Raw genomic sequence first — 1,101 nt, forward strand, 5'->3', positions numbered from 1 at the left:
GCCCGCCGACAACCGACCCAACGACTCCAGCTTCTGGTCGTGCCGGGTCTCCAGTTCCCGCCGCTGCCGCTCCCGCATATCGATGACGACGCCGAGCACGCCGCTCCACGAGCAGCCGTCCTCGCGGCTGACCCGTCTTACCGCCAGCTCGGTCTGCATCGATCCGCCAGCTACGGTGCTCAGGCTGCAATCGATCCGGCGCACCGCGCCGTCCCCCGTTCCGACAAGGACATCCTGGATCGGACTGCAGATGTTGCCCTGCACGAATTCCCAGATGGGCCGGCCGACCGTCGCCTCGACCGCGTGACCGGTCAGTTGGGTCCACGACGGCGAAACCCAGATCAGCTCGCCGTCCGCCGCGATGCGGAGCACGGCCGCATTGACCATGTCCAGCGCACTCGCTCGCTCCAGCCGCAGGTCCCGAAGTTCTAGGCATTTGGCGTACTGGCTAGCCAGTAGGGGGAGGAACTCCTCCACCGCCGCGGCCCAGCCCTCGCGCGGCCGGTCATCGGCCACCCACAGCACACCGAAGGTCTCGCCCAAGGGGCTGCGGATCGGTATGCCAGCGAAGCACTCGTCGGCACCGTCGACCACGACAATGCGCCCCTCCCACACGACCCGCTCGTACAGCGCGGCCACTGGCGGCGGTACGGCAGGATCGAAGCCGTACGCCGCGTCGATGTACGGGCCTTCCGCGGCCAGGACGGTCACCGCGCCGAGCTCGGCCGAGCAGCAGGCGGCGGCGATCCTGGGCAGATCGGCGCTGCTCTGCCCAGCCTGTATCAGGTCCGCATTCCGGGGTAACGGCGCCTTGGGCGCGTCGGTGGACGGCACTGTGACTGCAGTCATAGCTCTCGGCACTTCGCTCTATGGTGTCCGGGTCGCCTCCCTTATCGGCCCCGATGAAGCGGAATTAAGGCGACAGCCGAGGTCGGGTTTGTGACGAAGTCGTGCAAACGGCGCGTCATGGCAGCACCGGTCGCGCCCGGGTCACGCCGGCTCGGGCCGTTTCCCGTCGATGGGCAGGCGCAGGACGAACTCGGCGCCCTCCCCCGGCGTGGAATGCAGCTCGATGCTGCCGCCGTGCCCGTCGACCACCGA

General features: G+C 68.8%; 1 protein-coding gene. It reads right to left on the reverse strand.

The window, feature by feature from the left end; translation table 11 throughout:
* A partial coding sequence (locus HC028_RS26805; RefSeq protein WP_168080224.1) for a nitrogen regulation protein NR(II) occupies positions 1 to 849 on the reverse strand: 849 nt, incomplete at its 3' end.
* Positions 850 to 1,101: the final 252 nt, after the last annotated feature.

The sequence above is a fragment of the Planosporangium flavigriseum genome (assembly GCF_011947225.1).
Taxonomy (GTDB): Bacteria; Actinomycetota; Actinomycetes; order Mycobacteriales; family Micromonosporaceae; genus Planosporangium; species Planosporangium flavigriseum.